This window comes from Subtercola frigoramans, from assembly GCF_016907385.1.
Taxonomy (GTDB): Bacteria; Actinomycetota; Actinomycetes; order Actinomycetales; family Microbacteriaceae; genus Subtercola; species Subtercola frigoramans.
Map to the genome: position 1 here is coordinate 2044061 of NZ_JAFBBU010000001.1, position 15788 is coordinate 2059848.

The 15788-nt window shown below is 66.0% G+C and carries 14 protein-coding genes and 1 tRNA gene; 9 read left to right on the forward strand and 6 right to left on the reverse strand.

Going from position 1 to position 15788, the window contains the following annotated elements; all coding sequences use genetic code 11:
* Positions 1 to 24 precede the first annotated feature (24 nt).
* A complete protein-coding gene (locus tag JOE66_RS09575; protein ID WP_205108897.1) occupies positions 25 to 822 on the forward strand; it encodes a TrmH family RNA methyltransferase in 798 nt (265 codons plus the stop codon).
* Between the two features lie 170 nt (positions 823 to 992).
* Here the strand turns inward: JOE66_RS09575 and JOE66_RS09580 are convergent, their stop codons facing one another.
* Together JOE66_RS09580 and JOE66_RS09585 are read right to left on the reverse strand one after the other, a co-directional pair.
* A complete protein-coding gene (locus JOE66_RS09580; RefSeq protein WP_205108899.1) occupies positions 993 to 1823 on the reverse strand; it encodes an SGNH/GDSL hydrolase family protein in 831 nt (276 codons plus the stop codon).
* 186 nt (positions 1824 to 2009) lie between these two features.
* Positions 2010 to 3584: an AlkA N-terminal domain-containing protein gene (locus JOE66_RS09585; protein ID WP_307827138.1), complete on the reverse strand. Its 1575-nt coding sequence runs from the start codon at positions 3582 to 3584 to the stop codon at positions 2010 to 2012.
* A 96-nt stretch (positions 3585 to 3680) separates the two neighbouring features.
* On the opposite strand from JOE66_RS09585, the gene JOE66_RS09590 reads away from it, so the two are divergent.
* Together JOE66_RS09590 and JOE66_RS09595 are read left to right on the forward strand one after the other, a co-directional pair.
* Positions 3681 to 5504, forward strand: a complete 1824-nt coding sequence (locus JOE66_RS09590) for a DEAD/DEAH box helicase (protein WP_205108901.1) — start codon at positions 3681 to 3683, stop codon at positions 5502 to 5504.
* Between the two features lie 77 nt (positions 5505 to 5581).
* Positions 5582 to 6559, forward strand: a complete 978-nt coding sequence (locus JOE66_RS09595; RefSeq protein WP_205108903.1) for an aldo/keto reductase — start codon at positions 5582 to 5584, stop codon at positions 6557 to 6559.
* A gap of 18 nt (positions 6560 to 6577) precedes the next feature.
* Here the strand turns inward: JOE66_RS09595 and JOE66_RS09600 are convergent, their stop codons facing one another.
* From JOE66_RS09600 to JOE66_RS09610, 3 genes are all read right to left on the reverse strand, one after another.
* A complete protein-coding gene (locus tag JOE66_RS09600; RefSeq protein WP_205108905.1) occupies positions 6578 to 7036 on the reverse strand; it encodes a nitroreductase family deazaflavin-dependent oxidoreductase in 459 nt (152 codons plus the stop codon).
* A 383-nt stretch (positions 7037 to 7419) separates the two neighbouring features.
* Entirely contained in the window at positions 7420 to 7623 is a 204-nt protein-coding gene (locus JOE66_RS09605) for a cold-shock protein (protein WP_104243768.1), read from the reverse strand.
* Between the two features lie 270 nt (positions 7624 to 7893).
* Positions 7894 to 7978: transfer RNA gene (locus JOE66_RS09610), tRNA-Leu, on the reverse strand.
* Positions 7979 to 8088: 110 nt separating this feature from the next.
* Between JOE66_RS09610 and JOE66_RS09615 the strand changes: the two genes are divergently transcribed.
* The 3 genes from JOE66_RS09615 (at position 8089) to mshC (ending at position 11701) form a co-directional block, all read left to right on the forward strand.
* The gene (locus JOE66_RS09615) at positions 8089 to 9399 is read left to right on the forward strand and encodes a M20/M25/M40 family metallo-hydrolase (RefSeq protein WP_205108907.1); all 1311 of its coding nucleotides are present in this window, start codon (positions 8089 to 8091) and stop codon (positions 9397 to 9399) included.
* A gap of 145 nt (positions 9400 to 9544) precedes the next feature.
* On the forward strand, positions 9545 to 10399 hold the full coding sequence (locus JOE66_RS09620) for an undecaprenyl-diphosphate phosphatase (RefSeq protein ID WP_205108909.1): 855 nt from the start codon (positions 9545 to 9547) through the stop codon (positions 10397 to 10399).
* A 30-nt stretch (positions 10400 to 10429) separates the two neighbouring features.
* A complete protein-coding gene (gene mshC, locus JOE66_RS09625) occupies positions 10430 to 11701 on the forward strand; it encodes a cysteine--1-D-myo-inosityl 2-amino-2-deoxy-alpha-D-glucopyranoside ligase (protein WP_205108911.1) in 1272 nt (423 codons plus the stop codon).
* Between the two features lie 88 nt (positions 11702 to 11789).
* Here the strand turns inward: mshC and JOE66_RS09630 are convergent, their stop codons facing one another.
* The gene (locus JOE66_RS09630) at positions 11790 to 12758 is read right to left on the reverse strand and encodes a PAC2 family protein (RefSeq protein ID WP_307827139.1); all 969 of its coding nucleotides are present in this window, start codon (positions 12756 to 12758) and stop codon (positions 11790 to 11792) included.
* Positions 12759 to 12875: 117 nt separating this feature from the next.
* Between JOE66_RS09630 and JOE66_RS09635 the strand changes: the two genes are divergently transcribed.
* The 3 genes from JOE66_RS09635 (at position 12876) to JOE66_RS17650 (ending at position 15734) form a co-directional block, all read left to right on the forward strand.
* Entirely contained in the window at positions 12876 to 13634 is a 759-nt protein-coding gene (locus JOE66_RS09635; RefSeq protein ID WP_205108913.1) for an HAD family hydrolase, read from the forward strand.
* Entirely contained in the window at positions 13631 to 14665 is a 1035-nt protein-coding gene (locus tag JOE66_RS09640) for a tRNA (adenine-N1)-methyltransferase (RefSeq protein WP_205108915.1), read from the forward strand. The genes JOE66_RS09635 and JOE66_RS09640 overlap by 4 nt, the downstream gene beginning before the upstream one ends.
* Before the next feature lie 73 nt (positions 14666 to 14738).
* A complete protein-coding gene (locus tag JOE66_RS17650) occupies positions 14739 to 15734 on the forward strand; it encodes an FKBP-type peptidyl-prolyl cis-trans isomerase (RefSeq protein WP_205108917.1) in 996 nt (331 codons plus the stop codon).
* The last annotated feature ends 54 nt before the right edge of the window (positions 15735 to 15788 follow it).

A 15788-nucleotide genomic window follows, 5' to 3' on the forward strand; every position in this document is an offset into this window, starting at 1 on the left:
GCGCGACTGGCAGAGTGATGTTCTGTGCCCGTGATTCAGATCGACAACCTCAGCGACCCCGCCCTCTCGGACTACTCCGGACTCACCGATGTCGCCCTGCGGCGCATCAGCGAACCGGAAGGCGGGCTCTACATCGCCGAGTCGGCAAAGGTGATCGAACGGGCACTCGCGGCCGGCCATGTGCCGAGATCGGTGTTGTGCGAGGCGAAGTGGGTCGACAGCATCCGCCCGCTGCTCGCCGACGACGTACCGATCTTCGTGGGGGAGTCGGCCCTGCTCGAAACCCTCACCGGTTTCAACCTGCACAGGGGTGCCCTCGCCTCGATGCACCGGCCCGTCTTGCCCAGCGTGGCGTCTTTGCTGCAGGATGCCCGGCGGGTCGTGATTCTCGAAGACATCGTCGACCACACCAACGTCGGGGCGATCTTCCGCTCGGTGGCCGGGCTCGGGGCCGACGCGGTGCTCATCACGCCGCGATGCGCCGACCCGCTCTACCGCAGGAGTGTTCGTGTCTCGATGGGGACGGTGTTGCAGGTGCCGTGGACCCGGCTGCCGGAGTGGGACCTCGCCGCGCCGATGCTTCACGATGCCGGGTTCACGATCGCCGCGCTGGCTCTGAGCGACGACGCTGTGACGCTCGACGCGTTCGCCTTGGAGCCGCCCGAGCGCGTGGCGATCGTGTTCGGCACCGAGGGTGACGGGCTCAGCCGCGCGGCGCTGAGTGTTGCAGACACTGTCGTGACGATCCCGATGCTGCACGGCGTCGACTCGCTCAATGTGGCCTCGGCGAGCGCCGTAGCGCTCTGGGCCCTGCGCGTCTGAGGCTCGCCGAGGCCAGGACCATCGAGGTCGCGGTTCGTGGCTGCAGCGGTTGGTCGAGGCCGAAGTCAGTCGCGGCAGCGGTTCGTCGGGTCTGCGACTCGTCGCGCCTGCGATTCGTCGGCTCGGGGGTTCGTCGAGTCTGCCACAACCGGCGTTTGCAGCGAACGGGTCTACTCGGCCCCTGCCCCCGCAGCGGCGGCCCCGGCGAGCGGAATCGGTAGCTCATAGAGCACCGGCACGGCATCCGGGCGCTTGGGAGCGAGGCCATCGCCCGACGACTGGTGGCGCACCCGGCGCAGCACCCAGGGCATGAAGAATTCACGCGCCCACACCAGATCGCCGGCCCTGGCCTGTCGCCAGCTGGCCGTCGGCAGCGGCTCGGGGGAGTGCGGCTTGAGGTCGTTGGGCACATTGAGCGTCGCGAGCACCATGCGCGCGATCTCGTGGTGGCCGAAAGAGTTGGGGTGGAGCCGGTCGGGCGCCCACATCGTCGAATCCTGCACCGACGCGAGGCCCCACATGTCGGCCACGAGCAGGTCGTACCGCGCCGCGATGGAGCGGATGTTCTCGTTGTAGATCGCGACCTTGCCGCGGATTCCTCGGAAGACCGACTGGAAGCCCACGTCCATGCCGGTGAAGACGACGATCGTCGCGCCGCTCTGTTTGAGGTCGGCGATCCCGGCGTCGAGCTGGGCCGCCACCACGTCGGGATCGGTGCCGGGGCGGATGATGTCGTTGCCGCCGGCCGAGATGGTTATGAGGTCGGGCTTGAGCTCGAGAGCCGGCTCGACCTGTTCGTCGAGGATCTGGCGGATGAGTCGCCCGCGAATCGCAAGGTTGCCATACGAGAGCTCGCCGTTCGCCTGGTCGTTCAGCACTTCGGCGACCCGATCGGCCCAGCCCCGATGCCCACCGAGGCTCTTCGGTTCGGGGTCGCCGATACCCTCGGTGAATGAGTCTCCGAGGGCGACGTAGCGACGCCACGGGTGAGGTTCGGTCATGGTCAACTCCTCTGGTGCAAATCGGTTCGCGCCCAGCCTACGACCCTGCCACGGGCATCCGGCCGGCACGGGCAAACCGGACTTTCGTCGGAGCTCAGCGAAGCTGCGCCCAATACGTGCGCGACTTCGCTCAGCTCCGCCCGAAGGACGTCGCCATGCCAGCACGACGCCAGGGCCCAGCGATCATCACCCCGCGGCACGCCAGAGGTGCATGCCCAGGTAGCTCCGCCACGGTGAGACCTGTTGCGCCCAGGCCCGCAGCCCAGGCCGCTCCTGCGGCAGCCCGAGCTTCACGGCACCCGCCCGCAGCGCCAGATCGCCGTCGAGCAGCACGTCGGGCGCTCCCAGCACGCGCATGGCGACATACCCCGCCGTCCACTCGCCGATCCCCGGCACCGACGTCAATTCCGTCATGAGCTGCGCGTGCGACGTACCCACGTCGAGCGAGATCTCGCCGTTCGCGAGCGCTTCAGCGGTGCGGATGATCGTGTCGATGCGTCGCGCAGGCCCACGCAACACGTCCCGGCCGTGCTCGGCGATCCTGGCCGCCGTGGGGAACAGCCGGGTGATCGCCGCGTCACTACCGACCGTCAGGGCGTCTCCCAGTTCAGCGGCGAGCCGCCCCAGCACAGTTCGTGCTCCCTTGACAGAGATCTGCTGGCCGACGAGGGCGCGAAAGACGACTTCGTGCGGGTCTGTGCTGCCGGGCATCCGGATGCCCGGCAACGCTTTCACCGAGGCCCGAAGCTCTGGCACCTGAGCCAGCGCCTCGTCGATCGACTGGGAGTCGGCGTCGAGGTCGAAGAGCCTCCGCACCCGGGACGCTAGGGTCGACACGTCGGCGAGGTTCTCGAGCTGGGCGGTGCAGATGACGCCGGTGTCGGAGACGGTCACCGCGATGACGGCCTGGCCGTGGGGGAGGAGAAGACTGCGCCGGTAGATACCGCCACTGACGTCTTCGACTCCGGAGACGGCTCGGGTGGCAAGGAAGTCGATCACACCGTTCCCGTCGAACGGGGGCCGCGCGGGAAGGGTCAGCCTCACGCGGCCCGACGTGCCGTGTGCCGAGATGGGAGCGGCAGTGTCGATGCTGGGAGCGGGGGCAGAGGCGACGGCGGGGCCGACGGGAGTCTCGGCTTCGGCGCCGACGGAGTGGCTTCGGCCGCGTCGGCCCTGCTCGCGCAATAGGCTGGCCTGTTCGCGCAACCGGCTGGGAGAGGTCTCGTACACCGCCAGAATGGTCTCGTTGAAGGCGCGCACGCTCGAGAAGCCGCTAGCGAAGACCACCTGGGAGAGTGGCAGAGCGGTGCTCTGCAGCAGCACCCGCGCACTCTGCGCCCGGTGGGCTCTGGCCAGCGCCTGCGGGCCGGCACCGAGCTCGGCGGTCAGAACGCGCGTCAGGTGCCGCGGCGTGTAGCCGACACGCCTGGCAAGCCCGTCGACACCCTCACGGTCGACGACGCCATCCTCGATCAGCCGCATGACCCGACCTGCGAGGTCATCGCGCAGGTTCCACTCGGGTGACCCGGGAACGGCATCGGGAAGGCAGCGTTTGCAAGCCCGCAGCCCCGCTTGGTGGGCTGCGGCCGCCGTCACGAAGAACGACACGTTCTGCGGGTGCGGTGTGCGGGCGGGGCAGCTCGGGCGGCAGTAGATTCCGGTGGTGTGCACGCCAGTGATGAACTGCCCGTCGAACCGGCTGTCTTTCGCCTTCATGGCCCGGTATCGCTGGTCGAAGAGGGCCGCCGCTGCTGTGCTCACCCCACCATTCTGCGCGACGCTCAGTGCGCACGCCAGCGGAAATCGGACATCGCTGGGCTGGGCGTGTCTGTCGTCGAGCGAGTAAGGTTCTGGCCAGTGACTACTCTGCCTCTCTCCTCCGGACACCCTGTCGGAACCAGCGCGGCCCAGCACCTCTCGCCGTCGTTCCCCGAGCGCGCCGCCTGGGGAACGGTCTCCAAACTCCGGGCCTGGCAGACCGAAGCACTCGACGCCTACTTCCTTCATGAACCGCGTGACTTTCTCGCGGCGGCGACACCCGGCGCCGGCAAGACGACCTTCGCCCTGCGCCTCGCGGCCGAACTCCTGGCGCGCAAGACCATCGATCGCGTGACCGTGGTCGCCCCGACCGAGCACCTGAAGAAACAGTGGGCCGACGCGGCCGACCGGGTGGGCATCCGACTCGACCCGACGTTCAAGAACGCCCACGGCCGGCACGGCAGGCATTACCACGGGGTCGCTGTGACCTACGCACAGGTGGCCGTGCGCGCCGAGCTGCACCGCGACCTGACGCTCTCAGGCAGAACCCTCGTCATTCTCGACGAGGTGCACCACGGCGGTGACGCCCTCAGCTGGGGCGATGCCATCCGAGAGGCGTTTGAGCCCGCAACCCGCCGCTTGTCACTCACCGGCACCCCCTTCCGCTCCGACACGGCGCCGATCCCGTTCGTGAGCTACCTGCCAGACGAGCACGGCATCCGGGTGTCGCAGACCGACTACAACTACGGCTACGGGCGGGCACTGCTCGACGGCGTCGTTCGACCGGTGCTCTTCATGGTCTACGCCGGCCACATGCGCTGGCGCTCGAGCGTGGGCGAGGAGATGGAGGCCCGGCTCGGCGAGGGCAACACGAAAGACATCACCTCCCAGGCGTGGCGCACGGCGCTCGACCCGAAGGGCGACTGGATCCCCTCAGTGCTGAGGGCGGCCGACCGCCGACTCACCGAGGTGCGTCAGTCGATTCCGGATGCTGGTGGCCTCGTCATCGCGACAGACCACTATGCCGCCCGGGCCTACGCCGAGTTGCTCGAGGGCCTGTCTGGCCAGCCCGTGACGATCGTGCTCTCGGACGAGAAGGAGGCCAGCGATCGCATCGACGAGTTCTCGAACTCGAGCAGGCGCTGGATGGTCGCGGTGCGCATGGTGTCGGAGGGCGTCGACATTCCTCGTCTCGCCGTAGGCGTGTACGCCACCTCGGCTGCAACACCGCTGTACTTCGCCCAGGCCATCGGGCGATTCGTGCGTGCGCGTCGCCGGGGTGAGCTGGCGTCGATCTTCCTGCCGAACGTGCCGTCGCTGATGGCCTTGGCCGGTGCGATGGAGCTGGAGCGCGATCACGCCCTCGACCGGCGAGAGACCGGCGACCCGGCGATCGACCTCTTCCGGGTCGAAGAAGACATGATGGATGCCGCCAACCGGCAGGAGAAGGCGTCTGAAGCTCTCCAGCAGGAGTTCAGCTTCGAGGCGATCTCCTCGCACGCGACGTTTGACCGGGTGATGTACGAGAACACCGAATTCGGCGCAGAGGCGATCGTCGGCAGCGACGAAGAACTCGATTTCATCGGAATCCCGGGGCTTCTGGAGCCCGACCAGGTGCGGGAACTCCTGCAACACCGACAGCACCGGCAGGCTCGGCGAAAGACCGAGCCCGGGTACGTCGCCCCCGTCGTGGAGAATCCTGATGCTGCTCCGGCTGCGCCCCTGTATCGCACGCTGAAGGAACAGCGGTCGCTGCTGAACAGTGTCGTCGGCATCTGGTCGAAGACCTCGGGGGAGCCGCATGGGCTGATTCACGCTGAGCTCCGGAGAGTCTGCGGTGGGCCCGCTGTGGCGCAGGCAAGTGTCACCCAGTTACAGTCCCGAATAGCTCTAGTCAGAAAATGGATGGGGAGCAACCACTGACCCGGAACAGCGCCTGAGGCCTTGCTCTGCTGAACTTTTCATCTTTCTTACGCAACTACTTTCGAAGGGCATCGAGCATGAAATATCTCAGACTGGGTAACAGCGGCGTCGAGGTGTCGGCGATCACGCTCGGCTGCATGAGTTACGGCGAGGCGCAGCGCGGCAACCACGAGTGGACTCTTGACGAAGAGACCAGCCGCCCCTTCATCAAGCAGGCCCTCGAAGCGGGTATCACCACCTTCGACACCGCCAACGTCTACTCCGACGGCACCAGCGAGGAGATCGTCGGCCGGGCGCTCGCCGACTTCGCCACGCGCGAAGACGTCGTCATCGCGACGAAGGTCCACGGCCCGATGCGCCCGGGGCCCAACGGTCGCGGGTTGTCCCGCGTGCACATCATGCACCAGATCGACGCGAGCCTGCGCCGGCTCGGAACGGACTACGTCGACCTCTACCAGATCCACCGCTGGGACCCGTCTGTGCCCATCGAAGAGACGATGGAGGCGCTGCACGACGTGGTGAAGGCCGGTAAGGCGCGCTACATCGGTGCATCATCCATGTTCGCCTGGCAGTTCGCCAAAGCCCAGTACACGGCCGACCTCGGCGGCTGGACGCGCTTCGTCTCGATGCAGGACCACTACAACCTCATCCAGCGCGAGGAAGAGCGCGAGATGCATCCGTTCTGCCTCGACCAGGGTGTCGGCGTGCTGCCGTGGAGCCCCCTGGCGCGCGGCAGGCTGACCCGCCCGTGGGGCGAATCGACCTTCCGCGACGACACCGACAACGTGAGCGCGCGGGTCTACGAGGGCACCGAAGACAACGACCGGCAGATCTCGGATGCTGTCGGCCAGGTTGCGGCGAATCGTGGGGTCTCACGCGCACAGGTCGCCCTCGCCTGGGTGCGTCAGCAGCCCGCTGTCACCTCACCCATCGTCGGAGCCACGAAGCCGCATCACCTGGCCGATGCCATCGCGTCGGTGGACCTGACGCTCACGGCTGCGGAACTCGAGACACTGGCGGTGCCCTACGCCCCGCACACCCCCACGGGCTTCTGACGTCCTCGCTTGCGAGGCTCAGGCGCGGTCGATGACCACGATCGGGATCTCGCGGTCGGTCTTCTCCTGGTAGTCGGCGTAGTCGGGGTAGATCTCGACCATCTTCTTCCAGAGCGCGGGCTTCTCTTCGGCCGTGGCCGTGCGCGCGACACCGGCGAACGACTCGCCCTTGACCTGCAGGCGCACCTCCGGGTTGGCCTCGAGGTTGAGATACCAGACCGGGTGCTTCGGCGCGCCACCCATCGACGCCACGATGATCTGTCTGCCCTCGTCTTCACCGAAGATGAGGCAGGTGCGGCGCCACTCACCGCTCTTGCGCCCCTTGGTCGTTAGCAGCAGCAACGGGGAACCGTGCGCGAAGGCCGGCTTCTCGCCGTCGGTTGCCAGGTACTCGTCGATCTGGGCCTTCACCCACGGCTCACTGTTGTCGATGGGGTTCTCCGGGCTCGATCCCGGCTTCTCGCTCACGTCTGTCATTCCTCCAGCGTAATCGCGATCCCGCCCGGCCCCCGCGCCCTACTCTGCCGCCGCGTACCGATGCGCACCGCGAGTTGAGGCGCCCGCGCCGACGTGAGTCGGGCAGACCTGTCTCACGTTGGGTCTACCGGCATCACGTTGCGCGATCTGCCTCATTTCGCCCATACCCGGGGTCAACCTCGCCCCACCGGCCCCCCAACTTCGCCCACCGGCCTCACGGCCAACTCTGCCGCGCCCCACAGCAGCACCCGAAGTTAACCGAAGAACGCCCCGACACAGGTGCCGGGGCGTTCTCAGTACTTCTAGACCTTCCGAAATTTAGAAGCGCGTGACGCTTCTAAATTCGAGCGAGTTGAATCGCTTCGCGATTCAACAAGCCAATATTACAGGCTGCGGATGTTCTCAGCCTGCGGGCCCTTCGGGCCCTGGGTCACGTCGAACTCAACACGCTGGTTCTCGTCGAGCGACTTGTAGCCGTTCGAAGCGATTGCCGAGTAGTGAGCGAAAACGTCGGGGCTGCCATCTTCGGGGGCGATGAAGCCGAAGCCTTTTTCAGCGTTAAACCATTTGACGGTACCAATTGCCATGTTAAAACTCCTCCAGGAGCGTTCTATTCGGACCCGACTGCCGGATCCTGATAGCGCGGTGCCTGTCATCCATCTTTCAAGCGCAATGGGCAACGGGGCTTGGCCGCGAGCATTCAGAACTGCGAGGCACAGCAACTTCAGGTTTAACCCTACCCCAGCCTGACGGAAAAACAGAACGGGACTGCAGCATTACGCCACAATCCCGTTCTGTTCCGCACTGTCTCGCGTCTTTTTCGCGCGTGTCGCGAAAAAGACCATCAGTACTGTGTGTGTCCGAAAGGGGACTTGAACCCCTACGCCCATAACAGGCACTAGCACCTCAAGCTAGCGCGTCTACCATTTCCGCCACCCGGACAGGTGTGTCATTCACCGCTGCAACACTCGCAGCGACAAGGTAAGACGATAGCACGAACGCACGCGTCAGAAAACGCGAGCAGACTCGACCGCTGCCGGTAGCGTGAAGTCATGACGTCTTCGAGTGAAACCCGCATCGACCGAACGGCCCACCTCACCCGCGATCTGATCCGCTTCGACACGAGCAACTACGGTGACGGCAAGTCGAACGGCGAGACGGAGGCCGCCCACTACGTCGAAGCCGAACTCGCCGCTCTCGGGCTCAGACCGCAGCTCTTCGACGCGGCTCCCGGTCGCACCAGTGTCGTCACCCGCATCGAGGGTGCGAATCCGGATGCTCCGGCCCTCGTCGTCCACGGCCATCTCGACGTGGTCCCCGCCATCGCTGAAGACTGGAGCGTCGACCCGTTCGGCGGCGAGATTCGCGATGGAATGATCTGGGGTCGCGGCGCGGTCGACATGAAGAACATGGATGCGATGATCCTCACTGCCCTCGGCGAGATCGTCGGAACCGGCAGGCAACCCGGCCGCGATCTCGTGGTGGCGTTCTTCGCTGACGAGGAGGCCGGGGGAGTGTATGGCTCGCACTACCTCGTGCGCGAGCATCCGGAGCTCTTCGATGGCGCGACAGAAGCCATCAGCGAAGTGGGCGGGTACTCGATCGACCTCGACGGCCAGCGCGCCTACCTGGTACAGACGGGCGAGAAGGCCCTCATCTGGATCAGGCTCGTCGCGAAAGGCCGAGCTGGGCACGGCTCGCAGATCAACTCGGAGAACGCGATCACCCGGCTCGCTGGGGCCGTCGCGCGCATCGGCAGCCAGGAATGGCCCGTGCGCCTCACGAAGACCACACGCCAGCTGCTCGACAACGTCGCCCGTATTCTCGGCAAGGACCCGCAGCAGGTCTCTGCCGAAGAGCTTGCGATCGCGACCGGCACCGCCTCTCGATTCATCTCGGCCACCCTGCGGGCGACGACGAACCCGACTCTTCTGAACGGTGGGTACAAGGCCAACGTGATCCCCGACCGGGCGGAGGCACTCATCGATGTCCGTGTGCTGCCGGGGGACGAGGTCGAAGTCATGGCCCGAATCCGCGAGCTCGCCGGCGAGCACGTCGATATCGAGATCGTTCACCAGGATGTCGGGCTCGAAACCGATTTCACGGGCCCGCTCGTCGACGAGATGGTCTCGAGCCTGCAGCGATTCGACCCAGGCGCCGAGGTTCTGCCGTACTTGTTATCGGCCGGAACCGACAACAAGGCCCTCAGCCTGCTCGGCATCAGGGGCTTCGGTTTCGCGCCGTTGCAGCTGCCGGCCGACCTCGACTTTCCGGCACTCTTCCATGGCGTTGACGAGCGAGTGCCGCTTGACGCACTAGTCTTTGGCTCAGATGTTCTGACGGATCTGTTGCTGCGGTACTGAGCCACAGCGCCAGTGACGGAGGCGAAAACGCAGTGGTATTCACCGCTCGCAGGATGCCCGAACACCTGTGTGAATCGGTGCCCATGGAGGCCACCACAGCCGTCGCAGCCGTGCCCGTGGGGGTGCCACGACCGAAAGTGAAACCATGCAACTGCTTCAAGCGATCATCCTGGGCCTCGTCCAGGGGCTGACAGAGTTCCTGCCGATCTCCTCGAGCGCCCACATCAAGATCGTGGGCGAACTGATCGGCGTGGGCGGCGACCCGGGCGCGGCGTTCACCGCGATCATCCAGCTCGGCACCGAGGCCGCGGTGCTCGTGTTCTTCTGGCGCGATGTGGTGCGTATCGTCTCGAAGTGGTTCCAGGCCCTCGTCGGCCGCATGCCGCGCAATGACCCCGATGCACGGATGGGCTGGCTGATCATCATCGGCAGCCTTCCGATCGTCATTCTCGGGGTGCTCTTCCAGGATCAGATCGAAACCGTGCTCCGATCGCTCTGGATCGTGGCCTTCACGCTCATCTTCTTCGGCATCCTCCTCGGCGTGGCCGACGCGGTGGGCGCAAATAAGCGCCGGCTCAAAGACCTGACATACCCGCACGGCGTCATCTATGGGTTCGCCCAGGCCCTCGCACTGATCCCCGGTGTCTCGCGCTCCGGTGGCACGATCACGGCTGGCCTGTTCATGGGCTACGAACGCAAGGCTGCCGCGCGGTATTCGTTTTTGCTTGCCATGCCTGCGGTGTTCGGCAGCGGGTTCTTCCAGCTCTACAAGTCGGTCAAGGACCCGTGTGTGGCAGCGGCCACCGGATGCACGCCCGAGATCTTCGGCGGCGTCGAAACCGGTGTTGCGACCATCGTCTCATTCGTCGTCGGCCTCGTCGTCATCGCGTTCTTCATGAACTACATCTCGCGCCGCAGCTTTCTCCCGTTCGTGATCTACCGTCTCGCGCTCGGCACCGTGCTGATCGTGCTGCTCGCTACGAACACCATCGCGGCGTAGGCGGCTCCACTGCGCAGCTAGGCTGGACAGGTGCATTCCTGGCCCCGCCCCGACGTCCCAACGCTTCGGGGCACAGGCCCCGTACCCCGAATCTTCAACCAGGCGAGCGGCACGCTCGAGGAGGCGCGCGCGACCGACGGAGTGGCCGGGCTCTATGTCTGCGGCATCACCCCGTACGACGCCACCCACCTCGGCCACGCCTCGACCTACCTCGCGTTCGACACGCTCAACCGGCTCTGGCTCGACGCCGGGTACACCGTGAACTACGCGCAGAACGTCACCGACATCGATGACCCACTGCTTGAGCGCGCGACCGCGACCGGAGTCGACTGGCGAGAGCTCGCCGAGTCGCAGACCGACCTCTTTCGCAGCGATATGACCGCCCTCCGCGTCATTCCTCCGCAGAACTACGTCGCAGTGACCGACGTCATCGACGACATCTCTGCAGCGGCGGCAGAGCTGCTCGATCTCGGCTTCGCCTACCTGGTCGAGACCCCGGATGCCCTCAACCAGGGTGCGCGTGACCTGTACTTCGACTCGGAGCAGACGGCGCACGCGACGAGCTGGTTCCTGGGGCTGGAGAGCCGCTACGACCACGAGACCATGCTCGACCTCTTCGCCCAGCGCGGGGGAGACCCTGACCGGCCAGGCAAGCGACACGTTCTCGACCCGCTCGTATGGCGCGTTGCACGAGCAGGTGAACCGCAGTGGTCGGCTCCCGAGTCGATCGGCGACGGTCGACCCGGCTGGCACATCGAGTGTTCGGTCATCGCGGTGAAGCACCTCGGCACCGATTTCGCTGTGCAGGGCGGTGGCAGCGACCTGATCTTTCCGCACCACGAATACAGTGCCGCGCATGCGACGGCGTTGACCGGGCAGCCGTTCGCGAGCATCCATGCCCACAGCGGAATGGTCGCCTACCAGGGCGAGAAGATGAGCAAGTCGCTCGGCAACCTCGTGCTCGTGTCGAAGCTGCGAGAGTCAGGGGTCGACACCAGGGTTATCCGCCTGGCACTGCTGGCGCACCACTATCGAAGCGACTGGGAGTACACCGACACCGACCCCGAGGAAGCGTCAGCTCGACTCGCGGCATATTCGGTGCCCACTATGGCGGTCGAACCGAGCCTGCCGGCATACGAGGCAGCAGAGGCCCTGCTTGCTGCCCTGCGCTCAGCGCTCAGCGACGACCTCGGCACTCCGGGCGCGCTCAAGTTGCTTGACGAGTACTTCGGATCGGTCGACGAAGCCCCGGCGCTCGTCTTCGACGCGGTGGATGCCCTGCTGGGCATCCGCGTGCACTGAAACCAAGCTCCAACGGGTTTCGATACGGCCCTCCGGGCCTACTCAACCAGCAGCCTCGCCCGGCTCACGTACTCAACCGGCGATGTCGTCAGTCGCGTGAGCGCCAGGGCTCACCGGGCCCGCCGGCCGTCGGCCCGTCGCCACCGCGCTTGCGGAGGTACCGTTCGAACTCCTGCGCGATGGCCTCACCACTCGCCTCCGGCGAGTCGACGGTGTCCCGAGCCTGTTCGAGCTGCTGGATGTACGTCGCCATCTCCTCGTCTTCACCGGCCAGAGCGTCGATTCCGGTCTGCCAGGCGACTGCCTCATCGACGAGGTCACCACGCGTGATCTTCACGTCGATCAGCTCTTCGAGTTTCTCGATGAGGGCGAGCGTCGCTTTGGGTGAGGGCGCATTATGCACGTAGTGCGGCACAGACGCCCACATGCTCACACTCGGAATACCGAGCTTCTCTGCCGCGTCGGCGATGACGCTGAGGATACCGACAGGTCCCTCGTACGCACTTCGCTCCAGATCGAGTTCGGTCCTGACGGCCGCGTTCTCTGAGGTCGAATAGACGCTGATGGGTCGGGTGTGGGGAACGTCGGCCAGCATCGCCCCGAGGAAGACGATTCCGGTGACGTCTGCGGCGACAGCGACGTCGAGCACCAGCGCGGTGAACTGCTTCCAGTTGCGCGAGGGTTCGGTGCCGATCAGGCAATAGACGTTGTCGGCACCGGCCTCGGTTTCTGTGTCGCTCTCTGCGCCGGTGTCGCCATCGCTAGCCGATTCCGTGTCGGCAACGGATTCCGCATCGCCCTCACTGGTGGCACCGGGGCCGAAGATCGACGCGGAGGGCCAGACCAAGACTCGCTGCCCGTCATCGTCGAACGTCGTCGTCGGCCTGTTGAACTGGTAGTCGAAGTATTCTTCGGAGTCGATCTCGGCCAGGGACTCGAGATCGAGCTGGTCCTTCAGCATCTGAACAGCACCGGTTGCCGCCTCACCTGCATCGTTCCAGCCTTCGAACGCGACGACCATCAGCCGCCCGGTCAGGAATTCTTTGCTTTGTGCCACCGTGTGGGAAACCTCTACATCGTTGCCGCGCCTCAGGTGTGGGCGAGGGTTGCATCAAGGATAGGCCGCGAACCACCCTTCAGGGCCAGAACGCCGGGCACGGTAGGCTGGCATCCCGTGACTGCACAGTTTCCCGCCGCCGTTCTCTGGGACATGGATGGCACCATCGTCGACACAGAACCCTATTGGATGAGCGCGCAGACCGCCCTCATCGAAGCGCACGGCGGTAGCTGGTCGCACGAAGAGGCGATGGACCTGGTCGGCTCCGGGCTGTGGCGCACGGCGCAGGCGATGCAGGCGCACGGCGTGAGCATGTCAGAAGATGCGATCGTTTCCCTGCTGAGTGAGCGTGTCATGGAGCAGATCAGCGCCAGCGTGCCCTGGCGCCCCGGTGCGATGGAGCTTCTGAAGGCGCTGCGGGAGCAGGGCATCCGCACCGCCCTGGTGACGATGTCGATCGGCCGCATGGCCGAACACGTGCGGGCGTTCATCCCGTTCGATGCCTTCGATGTGGTGATCTCGGGCGACAGCGTCACGAATGCCAAACCGCATCCCGAGGCCTACCTGGCGGCCGCAGAAGCACTCGGCGTTGCAGCCGGGGACTGTGTCGCCATCGAAGACTCCACGACCGGCGTCGCCTCGGCCGCTGCGGCAAGTGTCGTGACGATCGGCGTTCCCCACTACCTACCGCTCGACGACAGCCCTGCCCATGTGTTGTGGCCCACGCTGCTCGGCCGCAGGCCCGGCGACATCGCCGAGGTCTTCGCCCTGCACCGCGAGACCGGTGCCCGAGCGTCGGAACGACGACACAGCCAGTCCCACAGCACCCCCAGCCAGACAGAGAGACCCCCCATGACCCCACGGTTCACCTCATGACCGCACAGTTCAGCGGCGAGTTCCGCGCCGGCGACCGCGTGCAGATCACCGGCCCGAAGGGGCGCCTGAACAGCATCACCCTCGAACCAGGGGGAGTGTTCCACACCCACCGCGGATTCATCGACCACGATGCCCTCATCGGCCTGCCAGACGGTTCTGTCGTCGAGAATTCCGTCGGAGTCGAGCACCTGGCCCTCCGACCGCTGCTCACCGACTTCGTGATGGCAATGCCCCGCGGGGCGGCCATCATCTATCCGAAGGACGCCGCCCAGATCCTCGCCCAGGCCGATGTCTTCCCCGGTGCGACCGTGGTCGAAGCTGGGGTCGGTTCCGGTGCACTGTCGCTGTGGCTGCTCCGCGCCCTCGGCCCGAGTGGTCGCCTGTCATCGTTCGAACGCCGCGAGGAATTCGCCACGATTGCGCGCGAGAATGTCGCGGGGTTCACGGGCTCAGACCCCGCCAACTGGAGCATCACTGTCGGCGACCTCACCGAGGCGTTGCCCGAGATCCACGACGACCACACCGTCGACCGCGTCATTCTCGACATGCTCGCTCCCTGGGAGTGCATCGAAGCCGTTGCCGCTGCCCTGAAGCCGGGGGGAGTGGTGCTCTGCTACGTCGCGACCGTCACCCAGCTTTCGCGCGTCACCGAGACCATTCGCAGCACTGGCCTCTTCACGAACCCCGATCCCAGCGAGACCATGGTGCGCACCTGGCACGTCGAGGGCCTCTCTGTCAGGCCCGACCATCGGATGATCGGCCACACCGGGTTCCTGGTGACGGCCCGGCGTCTTGCCCCCGGCTCCGTGCTTCCCGAACTCAAGCGCCGTGCCTCGAAGTCCGACTTCTCCGACGACGATGTCGAAGCGTGGACACCGGGGGCTCTCGGCGAACGCGGCATCAGCCCCAAGTCCTTGCGCAAACGGGTACGCCAGGCGAGCGCGAGCGGTGCCGCCGGACGAGAGCGAGAAGCGACAGTCTCTGACGCCGAAACAGCTCCCGACGCCGATGCAGCGACACCTGAGGGCTGAAGCTGCAGGTTCGGCTTCAGGCGATCATTTAGACTGAGGCCGCTGAAGTTCGCCACAGCACACAGTCTTCGAAGTGAAAAGAGAATCCGTGCGTAAGTCCGTCGCGATCATCGTGGCCGCAGGCCTGCTCGTCGCCGTTGCCGGTTGCAGCTCGTCCGGCAGTTCCGCTGCTTCGTGCAGCCCACTGGCCAGCGCAGGCTCTGCATCGAATCTCGTCGCGGCCACGGGCGAGTTCGACAAGGCACCGTCGGTCACCTTCGGCACGCCTCTCGAGGCCGGTGCCGACACCCAGCGAACGATCCTCATCCAGGGAACCGGGGCAGTGCTCCAGAGCGACGGCGTCATCTCGGGCGACTACACGCTGCTCAACGGCACCACCGGCGCCACCATCTCCACGACGAAATACGATGGTTCGACCTTCTCCTCGTTCCCGATCGCTTCCAGCGGACTGGCCGGTATCCAGAAGGGCCTAGCCTGCGCCACGGTCGGCTCCCGTGTTGCGATCACCATGCCGCCGGCAGACGGATTCGGGGCCGAGGGCAACGCCCAGGCCTCGGTCGGGCCGACAGACTCACTCGTGATGGTCGTCGACATCACCAATGCCTTCCCGGGCCGCGCCAATGGCGCCGTGCAGCCGGCCCAGGCCGGCTTCCCGAGCGTCGCTCTCGGCCCCGACGGTCGCCCCGGGATCACGATTCCCTCTGGCCCGAAGCCGACCGAATTGAAGACGGCAGTGCTCAAGAAGGGTGACGGCCCCGCAGTTGCAGACGGAGACCAGGTCATCGTGCAGTACACGGCAGTGATCTGGGCCGACACGAAGTCCGTTGCGACGTCGACCTGGCGAGATGGTGCCCCGACGGCCGTCAAGGCTTCTGCCACCGCCGATCTCGCCACGACCGTCGTGCCCTCACTGATCGGCCAGACCGTCGGTTCCCAGTACATCACCCTCGTACCTCCCAGCGCAGGATACGGTGCCACGGGCTCGACAGACGGAAAGATCCCGGCTGACTCCACCCTCGTCTATGTGGTCGACGTGTTGGGCATTCTGGCCGTCCCCGCCACAAAGTAGCCCTCAGGGGGTTACAGCCAAGCGCAGCCTGCGCGCGCGCCACGCGGCTGCGCT

Coding starts and splice junctions, on each gene's coding strand:
- JOE66_RS09600 (WP_205108905.1), bottom strand. CDS start 7,036: ATGACAGACGTGAGCGAGAAGCCGGGATCGAGCCCGGAGAACCCCATC.
- JOE66_RS09620 (WP_205108909.1), top strand. CDS start 9,545: ATGCAACTGCTTCAAGCGATCATCCTGGGCCTCGTCCAGGGGCTGACA.
- JOE66_RS09615 (WP_205108907.1), top strand. CDS start 8,089: ATGACGTCTTCGAGTGAAACCCGCATCGACCGAACGGCCCACCTCACC.
- JOE66_RS09640 (WP_205108915.1), top strand. CDS start 13,631: ATGACCGCACAGTTCAGCGGCGAGTTCCGCGCCGGCGACCGCGTGCAG.
- JOE66_RS09595 (WP_205108903.1), top strand. CDS start 5,582: ATGAAATATCTCAGACTGGGTAACAGCGGCGTCGAGGTGTCGGCGATC.
- JOE66_RS09605 (WP_104243768.1), bottom strand. CDS start 7,623: ATGGCAATTGGTACCGTCAAATGGTTTAACGCTGAAAAAGGCTTCGGC.
- JOE66_RS09580 (WP_205108899.1), bottom strand. CDS start 1,823: ATGACCGAACCTCACCCGTGGCGTCGCTACGTCGCCCTCGGAGACTCA.